Genomic DNA, 8,389 nt, shown 5'->3' on the forward strand with positions numbered 1-8,389 from the left:
GGCTCTGGTCGGAGCCGTGCCCTACCGGGTCCACACCGTACTCACTGACAACGGCACGCACTTCACCGAGCCAGGGGGCAACTGCTGGACCCCGGTTGAGATCCGCCAGATGATGGAGCGCAAGGAGTTGTTCCGTGCCCACTCCTTCGAACTCGCCTGCGCTCAGAACAACATCGATCACAGGCTGACCAAACCTCGGCACCCTTGGACCAATGGTCAGGTCGAGCGGATGAACCGGACCATCAAGGAGGCCACCGTCAGGCGCTTCCACTACGAGAGCCACGACCAGCTCCGCCAGCATCTCGCCGACTTCGTCGCTGCCTACAACTTCGCTCGTCGGCTGAAGACCCTACGAGGCCTCACGCCCTACGAGGCCATCTGCAAAGCCTGGACGGAAGAGCCGTCTAGATTCATCCATGACCCGCACCACCAAATCCCGGGACCAAACATCTAGTTCCGCGCCAGGAACTGGCGCGCCGCGGCCATCTCTGGCCGCTCGGTGTCGGCCTCCGCCGTCAGCTCCAGCAGCCGCCCGTTCCAGCGCCGCGCGGCCTCGCGGTCGCCGCTGCGCTCCGCGGCCTTCGCCGCGCCGGCGAAGGAGCGGTAGCGGTTTGGCGCGACCTTCAGCGAGGCCTCGAACTCGCGCAGCGCGGCCGCCGGATCGCCCGTTTCCAGCAGCAACTCGCCCAGCAGCTCGCGCATGGGCGAGAGCCGGTTCTCCATCGCGATGTGCTTCTCGGTGCGGTCCTCCAGGTCGGCCGCGGCGCGCATCAGCCGCAGCGCCTCCTCGCGCCGCCCCTCGGCGAGCGCGATCCAGGCCGTAGCCGCGGTTTCCTGCACCTGCACCTGCTCGGCCCAGTAGGTGTCGCGCGCCTCGGCGAGGCGACCGCGCAACTCGCGCAGCCGCTCGACGGAGTGCTTCGCCCCGGCCGGGTCGCCGCTGCGCGCCGCGCCCAGCGCTTTCCCGCACCACGAGATGGCTTCCGCCATCGGATAGGGCGTCTTCGGCACCGGCAGCGCCGCGGCCTCGGCCCAGGCGTCACGGTCGAAGGCGTGTCGCACGAAGGCGGCGGCGAAGCCGGTGTGGAATGGGTAGATTAGCGGCGGCGGTTCGGCGACTGTCCGGTACGGCTCCAGGAGTTCCGCCGCCGCTCGGTCCTGCGCCATCTGCATGTGGGCGTTGGTCAGGAAGTCCACGGAATGGTAGTTGCGCGCGACCAGCTCCGGCTTGCCGGCGACCCGCGGGTCCACCTTGCCGAAGTACTCGGTGTAGGACGCGACGGCGGCGCGGTCGGCGGCGATCGCCTCCTTCCACAGCCCGAGCGTGGAGAAGATGTGCGAGGGCATGTGCAGCGCGTGCCCCGAGGCCGGCGCCAGCGCGGCATAGCGCCGGGCCGCCGGCAGGCCGCGCTCAGCCAGCGGGGCGAAGTCGTAGGTGTGGACAAGGTAGTGCACGACGCCGGGGTGGTCCGGCACCCGCGCGTCCACCCGCTCCAGGATCGCGCCGGCCTTTAGTTGCCGCGCGTAGGTCTTGTCAGAGAGGTCCACGGCCTCGTTGATGGCGAGCGCGTGGAAAATCTGCGCTTCGGCGTCGTCCGGGTACTTCGCGGCGAGCCGCTCCATCGCCGCCTCGTAGGCGAGGGTCCGCGTGCGCTGGTCCACCCGCTCGTGGTCCTGGAAGAAGACCGCCAGCGCCTCGACCCATTCCCGCTCCCGCTCGGTGCGCGGCGGCGCGGCGCGGGCGCGCTCGATGGCTTGCCAGCCGCGCTGGAGCGCCGCGGGCGGGAAGGGCGGGACCAGCGGGTTCAGGCGCTGGCTGACCGCGACGCCCCACCAAGCCATGGCGCAGCTGGGCTGCGCATCGGCGAGGGCGGTGAAGGCTTGTCCCGTGGCCGGGAAGTGGAAGGAGTGCAGCATCGCCAGGGCGTGGTGGAACCGCTCCTGCGCGTCCGCGCCGCAGGAGATCGGGAAGTGTACGCGGCCGAAGTTCCCGCTGTCGCCGTGCTGGTGCTGGTGCGGCTGGGCCGCGGCAGAGAGCGGCGCCAGCGCCAGAAGCGCGCAAGCCGAGGCCAGCAGTGCCGGCCGCAGTACCCTGCGGATCGTCTCGTCCACGGACATGGTAACCTCCGTTCATCCGTGGTCGCGCGCGCGGGGGCGGCCGCGTCGGTGGCGGGCGCATCGAGGCCGAACCGTCCGCCGCGGCGAGAGGGGGCTGCACGGCCGAATGCCTGGACCTCGGGAAGACGCGTCCGAAGCGCATCCCCGCGCCGCAGGGCTGCTCGCCTGCTTGGCCCCGATCCTATGCCGCTTGATCGGGCCCGAGCACGGCGCGCCGCGGGTACGGCGACGACGCGAGCTTCACGTCTCCGTGGCCGCGGCTGGCGCACCCGCAGATTTCGTGCCGCGTCGCCATTGGCGGCCTCGGCCTCACAATCGGAGGTGGTGCGGCAGTCGGCGGCCACATCCTGGACATCGGCCGAGATGCGCTAGGAGCGCCGTGAGGAGCCGCCTCACCTCGAGCAAAGACGGTGCGGGCCGGCGCCGCGGTGCCGGCCTGCATGTTTTTTCCGAGCCGCAGGCGCTGGCGGAAGTCGTATGCGAGCAGGCACAAGAGCGCCTGGTGGCGCAGCCCTCGCCAACTCCTGCCTTCGAAGTAGTCGAGGCCGAGCTCGTTCTTGATCTGCTGGTGCATCTGCTCGCAGACCCAGCGCGCCTTGATGGCGGCGGCCAATTCCCGGAGCGGCGTTCCGACGGGGTGGTCAGCGAGGTAGACCTTGCGCTCGCCCGCTGCGCGCTCCTCGCAGACCAGCCACGCTTCGTCCCCGGGCAGGTGCCGGGCGCGCGCGGCGACTGGGCCATCGGCGACCCGCACCCGCACGGCGGCGAAGCGCGCCTTCAGCGGCCCCTTGCTGCCGCGCCGCCAGGAGAGGGAGCGGAACACCCGGCGCGGCATCGAGGCGAACAGCTTGGCCGCCTCGACGCTCGGGGTCGAGGGCACGGGATGCTTGGCCGGGCGGCCCCGACGGCTTAAGCCGAAGACGTGGTGGAGCCACACGGCATGGTTAATGATCTCGGCCGGAAAGCGATATCCGGGGTAAGTGGCGGGCTCGGGCGTCATCAACCCAGCTTGGCCCAACCGCTTCATTCCGGATTGAGGCCGACAACTTGGCAGTGCCCGTAAACACTACGAAAAGCTGTAACTGAACCACTTTGCCAGCCTGACTGGAACAGTCAGGCTGGCCACTGCTTTGGTTATTGCTGCCGTTCAGCGGAGTGTCACGGCGGCCCGCGCTTGGTCCATTTCCGCACGGCCAGGCTCGGCACGCGCAGCGATCTCCAGCAGGTTCTGGTAATGCCGCCGCGCCGCATCGCGGTCGCCGGCGAGTTCGGCCGAACGGGCGGCGCCATACACCGCGCGGAAGCGGCGCGGCTCGGTCTCCTGTACGGCTTCAAATTCACGCCGCGCCTCGGCGTGACGCCCCATGATCGCAAGCATTTCGCCAAGCTGCTCGCGCGCTGGCATCAGCGGGCCGGGCGTGATGGGGTGTTTCTCGGTCTTCGCCTCGCGCTCAACCGCCTCGCGCATGACCGCCAGGCCCTGGTCGTGCTGGCCGCGCGCGAAGGCAACCCAACCCTCGGCGGCGACGCGCAGGATTTCGGTCTGCTCCTGCCAGTAGGCGTCGCGGCCCTGCAAGGCAGCGGCGGCGGCCTTCAGCGCCTCGACATCGGCTGCTGCGGCATCTGGCCGCCCAGCGCGAGCGGCGCCAACCGCGCGGGCGAAGTGGGTGGTGGCGTCGACATAGGGCACCCCGAACTGACGCGTGCCGAGCGAGGCCGCCGCCTCCCAGTCGCCACGCTCGATGGCGTAGCGGGCAGGCATGGCGGTCAGTGCGAAGCCGCCGAGCGGCCGGTCGGACCGCCAGTTGTCCATCCGCCTGAGCTCGGCGAGCACCCGCTGCGCGGCCTGCGGCTGGCCGGTCTGGAGGTAGCCGTAGACCATGTAATCAAGGGCGTGGACCTCGTCGAAGGTTTCCTCACGTGCCCGTGCGGTGTCGGCAGAGCGGCGGTTGGACTCGATTGATTCCTCCCAGCGCCCGACCCGGGTGAAGATGTGGGACGGCATATGCAGGGCGTGCGGCGCATCAGCTGCCAGCGTGGCGTAGCGCTCGGCGGCGGGCACCCCGCGGCTGGCCAAGGCCGGCACGTCGTAGGTGTGGATCAGGTAGTGCGTTACGCCCGGGTGCTGCGGACGGACCTCGAATTCGCGTCCCAGGATCTCGCCGGCGCGGATCTGGTTGGCGTAAGTCTTGTCGGTGGGCGGCGCCGCCATGATGAGCGCCAGCGCGTGCAGAATGGTGACCTCAGAATCATCTGGGAACCGTCGGCTCAGCACCTCCATTGCCTGCGCGTAATGGCCAATGCGGGCGCGGTGCGTGGCAACGTCGTCGCTGGCGAACATGGTAGCCAGCGCGGCGACGAAACCGGCGTCGCGCTCGGTCTGGCCGGGCAGGCGCTGCGCCTGTTCGAGCAGGGCGCGGCCTTCGCGCAGTTGCGCCGCGCCTGGTGGGCTGAAGGGGTTGCCGAGCAACGCGAGCGCGCGACCCCACAGCGCCATACTGCAGTTCGGGTCACGCTCCAGCGCTTGGCGGAAAGCCTGGTCGGCAGCTTGGTACCAGAACGAGTGCTGCAGCTTCATGCCGTCCTGGAAGGCGGCTTGCGCCTCCAACGTGCAGTTCACCGGGAAATTTACCTCACCGAGCGTGGCCGGCGCTGGCGCGGTTCCGGTGTGTTGATGCTGATGCTGCTGTGCCTGGCCGAGCGCTGGGCAGAAGGTGAGACCGAAGGCGAGCGCCCAACGGCCAATATCGGAACGTTGCGACATTTTTCCTCCTCGCCGTGGAACGCCTGAACCGGGAGCCTCGGCTGGCTGACGCTACACCTAGGCCGATAGCGCATGGAAACCAATTTAGGAGCAACACGGTTCGGCACTGAGTTTTGTGCGGCGGCGTGACTGGTGCTCAGAGCGTCGCCGCACTGCGCGGTACCGGCACATAGCGGCCGGGCATCGCCAGTTCCTGAAGATCAACGGCGTGCTGCATTCCCTCTGGCGCGCGGTGGACCAGCACGGTGTCGTGCTCGACATCCTCGTGCAGGAGCGGCGCAACGCCACGGCCGCCAAACGCTTTTTCAAACGCCTGCTGATGGGCCTGAAGTACAAGCCGCGCAAGATCGGCACGGATGGGCTCCGCAGCTATGGCGTCGCACAGCGAGAGGTCCTGCCCGACGTGCGGCATCGGACCAGCCGGTACCTGAACAATTGTGATGAGAATTCCCACCGCCCAACGCAACGTCGGGAACGCCAGATGCAGCACTTCAAGTCACCCGGACAAGCCCAGCAATTCCTGTCGGCGCACGCGATGATCTATGGTCACTTCCGTCCGCGGCGGCACCTGATGGCCGCCGAACAGTACCGCCGTTCGCGCGGCAAGGCTTTCCAGACCTGGCGGCAGGAGACGTGTGCCCAGATGGCAGTGTGAGATCACGCAAGCTCCGTCTTGCGGTCAAACGCGCCCGGTCATCAAACAATGTGACAATGCCTGCCGGAGGTATCGGGTAATGTCCAATCTGGCGACAAGCCTGACCACCGTAGGGCATTTCGCTGATCTGAGCTGAGGTTGTCGGTATCCATATCGACGTAGATGTCAGCCTCGCTGGTTACCGTAGCTCAAAACTTGAGAACATCTGGCCACTCTGTCGGCAGGAGGGTTACCGAAGGTCCGCTGCACCGCTTTGGGTGATACCGGCACGTCGGTCTGGACTGAGCACGTCAACCAGCAGCTGCGATCGTCGAGCCGGGTGCCGTTGGAGCGGGTAGATCCGGCAGCTCTCGCATTGGCAGCAAAACCGAACCATCTTGCGGCGGTGCCCAGCGCCATCGCTCCGTCTCCGCCTGCCGGCCAAGGCCCGCCAACCGAGGCGCTGGCCGGGCTTGTCGAGCGGGTCACCTACCACAATGCCGAGAACGGCTTCTGCGTGCTGCGGGTCAAGGCGCGCGGGCAACGCGACCTGGTCACCGTGGTTGGGCATGCGGCCTCGATCTCGGCCGGCGAGTGGGTGCAGCTCTCCGGGACTTGGGTCAACGACCACACCCATGGCCTGCAGTTTCGGGCGGGGTTCCTGAAGGCCACGCAGCCCACCACGCTGGACGGCATCGAAAAGTATCCCGGCTCCGGTATGATCCGCGGCATCGGCCCGGTCTATGCGGGGAAGCTGGTGCGCGCCTTCGGCACGGCCGTCTTCGAGCTGATCGAGGCCGAGCCCGACCGGCTGCGCGAGGTCACCGGCATCGGGCCCAAGCGCGCGGCGCGCATCGTTGCCGGCTGGGCGGAGCAGAAGGTGATCCGCGAGATCATGTTGTTCCTGCATGCCAACGGGGTTGGGACCTCGCGGGCGGTGCGGATCTACAAGACCTACGGCGCAAACGCCGTGCAGGTCATCACCGAGAACCCCTACCGGCTCGCCCGCGACATCCGCGGCATCGGCTTCCGCACCGCCGACGTCGTCGCCGGCAAGCTCGGCATCGAGCCCACGGCGATGATCCGGGTCCGTGCCGGCATCTCCTTCGCCTTGGCCGAGGCCACCGGCGAGGGCCATTGCGGGCTGCCGGTCGGGGAGCTGACCGCGCTCGCGGGCGGGTTGCTGGAGGTCCCGCCAGAGCTGATCGAGACCGCGCTCACCCTTGAGCTCGAGGCCGGTGAGGTAGTGGCCGACACGCTGGAGGGCGAGCGTTGCGTGTTCCTGGCCGGGCTCTACCGCGCCGAGCAGGGTATCGCCGAGCGGCTGGGGCGCCTCGCTGCCGGCCGGCAGCCCTGGCCGGTGATCGATGCCGACAAGGCGATCCCGTGGGTGGAGGGGCGCACCGGCCTCGCCCTGGCCGCGAGCCAGCGGGAGGCGCTGCGGCTGGCGCTCTCGTCCAAGGTGCTGGTGATCACCGGCGGCCCCGGCGTGGGCAAGACCACGCTGGTCAACTCCATCCTGCAGGTGCTCCGGGCCAAGGGGCTGGAGGTGGCCCTCTGTGCTCCGACGGGCCGGGCAGCCAAGCGCCTGACCGAGAGCACGGGCCTGGAGGCCCGGACCATTCACCGCCTGCTGGAGAGCGACCCCAAGACAGGCGGGTTCAAGCGCGACGAGATGAACCCGCTGGCCTGCGAGCTGCTGGTGGTGGACGAGACCTCGATGGTGGACGTGCCGCTGATGCGGGCCCTGCTCCGGGCGCTGCCGGACAGCTCGGCGCTGCTGCTGGTCGGCGATGTGGACCAGCTGCCGAGTGTCGGGCCGGGGCAGGTGCTGGCCGACATCATCGGCTCAGGCGCGGTGCCAGTGGTGCGGCTGACGGAGGTGTTTCGCCAAGCGGCCGAAAGTCAGGTCGTGGTGAATGCGCATCGGATCAACCGCGGCCAGCTGCCCGAGCTCAAGCCGGCCGCCGGCAGCGACTTCTTCTTCGTGGAGGCCGACGAGGCCGAGGACGGCGTCCGCAAGCTGCTGGCCATGGTGCGCGAGCGCATCCCGGCACGGTTTGGGCTCGATCCGGTCCGCGACGTCCAGGTGCTGTGCCCGATGAACCGCGGGGGATTGGGCGCGCGAGCGCTGAATATGGAGCTGCAGCAGGCGCTCAACCCGCCAGGCGAGCTCCGGGTTGAGCGGTTTGGCTGGACCTACTGCCCTGGCGACAAGGTCATGCAGGTGGCCAACAGCTACGACCGCGAGGTGTTCAACGGTGACCTTGGCGTGATCACGAGCCTGGACCTCGAGGCCGGCGAGCTGACGGCGAGCTTCGACGGCCGGCCTGTGACCTACGGCTTTGGCGAACTCGACGAGCTGGTGCTGGCCTACGCCACCACCATCCACAAGGCGCAGGGGTCGGAATACCCGGCCGTGGTGATCCCGCTCACGACGCAGCACTACGCCATGCTGGCCCGCAACCTGCTCTACACCGGCGTGACCCGGGGCAAGCGGCTGGTCGTGCTGGTCGGTCAGCGTCGGGCCCTGGCCATCGCGGTCCGGAACCAGGGCGCCCGCCGGCGCTGGTCCAAGCTCCGGGAGTGGTTGAGGTGATAGCGATGGTGAGGAAGGGGCAGGTATGGAGGATTGGCGGACGCGACATGCGAGCCCAAGCCACCTTCGTCGCCGGGCTGTTCGACGTCGCTACCTGATCTACCTCCCGCTGGGGTCCCTCATGGAGGCCCACCTAAGCTCCTGGAAGAGTAACCGGTCATGGCAGCTCGCGCTACCAGCCGACCCAATTACGGTATCTAGGAGCCCGTCCCGGTAACCGCATTTCGGGGCTGATGCCGCTGGGGGCGGAGCGGCACTGATGGCGTGCACGCCG

Annotated in this window: 6 protein-coding genes; 3 read left to right on the plus strand and 3 right to left on the minus strand. The window is 68.8% G+C overall.

Annotated features, from left to right (window positions below; all coding sequences use genetic code 11):
- Positions 1-454 (plus strand): integrase core domain-containing protein (locus tag JMJ55_RS29970; RefSeq protein ID WP_202829271.1); only part of this gene is annotated, 454 nt, incomplete at its 5' end.
- Here the strand turns inward: JMJ55_RS29970 and JMJ55_RS29975 are convergent.
- From JMJ55_RS29975 to JMJ55_RS29985, 3 genes are all read right to left on the minus strand, one after another.
- Positions 451-2,118, minus strand: a complete 1,668-nt coding sequence (locus tag JMJ55_RS29975; RefSeq protein ID WP_202829272.1) for a hypothetical protein — start codon at positions 2,116-2,118, stop codon at positions 451-453. The genes JMJ55_RS29970 and JMJ55_RS29975 overlap by 4 nt on opposite strands.
- Before the next feature lie 181 nt (positions 2,119-2,299).
- Entirely contained in the window at positions 2,300-3,118 is an 819-nt protein-coding gene (locus JMJ55_RS29980; protein WP_202829273.1) for a hypothetical protein, read from the minus strand.
- 147 nt (positions 3,119-3,265) lie between these two features.
- A complete protein-coding gene (locus JMJ55_RS29985; protein ID WP_202829274.1) occupies positions 3,266-4,882 on the minus strand; it encodes a tetratricopeptide repeat protein in 1,617 nt (538 codons plus the stop codon).
- A gap of 115 nt (positions 4,883-4,997) precedes the next feature.
- On the opposite strand from JMJ55_RS29985, the gene JMJ55_RS29990 reads away from it, so the two are divergent.
- Positions 4,998-5,537, plus strand: coding sequence for a DDE-type integrase/transposase/recombinase (locus JMJ55_RS29990; RefSeq protein ID WP_328702805.1), 540 nt, complete (start codon positions 4,998-5,000; stop codon positions 5,535-5,537).
- 385 nt (positions 5,538-5,922) lie between these two features.
- On the plus strand, positions 5,923-8,115 hold the full coding sequence (recD2, locus tag JMJ55_RS29995) for an SF1B family DNA helicase RecD2 (protein ID WP_202829276.1): 2,193 nt from the start codon (positions 5,923-5,925) through the stop codon (positions 8,113-8,115).
- Positions 8,116-8,389 lie beyond the last annotated feature (274 nt).

It is taken from the genome of Belnapia mucosa, from assembly GCF_016775475.1.
In the GTDB taxonomy this organism is placed as follows: domain Bacteria; phylum Pseudomonadota; class Alphaproteobacteria; order Acetobacterales; family Acetobacteraceae; genus Belnapia; species Belnapia mucosa.

Coding starts and splice junctions, on each gene's coding strand:
- JMJ55_RS29975 (WP_202829272.1), bottom strand. CDS start 2,118: ATGTCCGTGGACGAGACGATCCGCAGGGTACTGCGGCCGGCACTGCTG.
- JMJ55_RS29980 (WP_202829273.1), bottom strand. CDS start 3,118: ATGACGCCCGAGCCCGCCACTTACCCCGGATATCGCTTTCCGGCCGAG.
- JMJ55_RS29985 (WP_202829274.1), bottom strand. CDS start 4,882: ATGTCGCAACGTTCCGATATTGGCCGTTGGGCGCTCGCCTTCGGTCTC.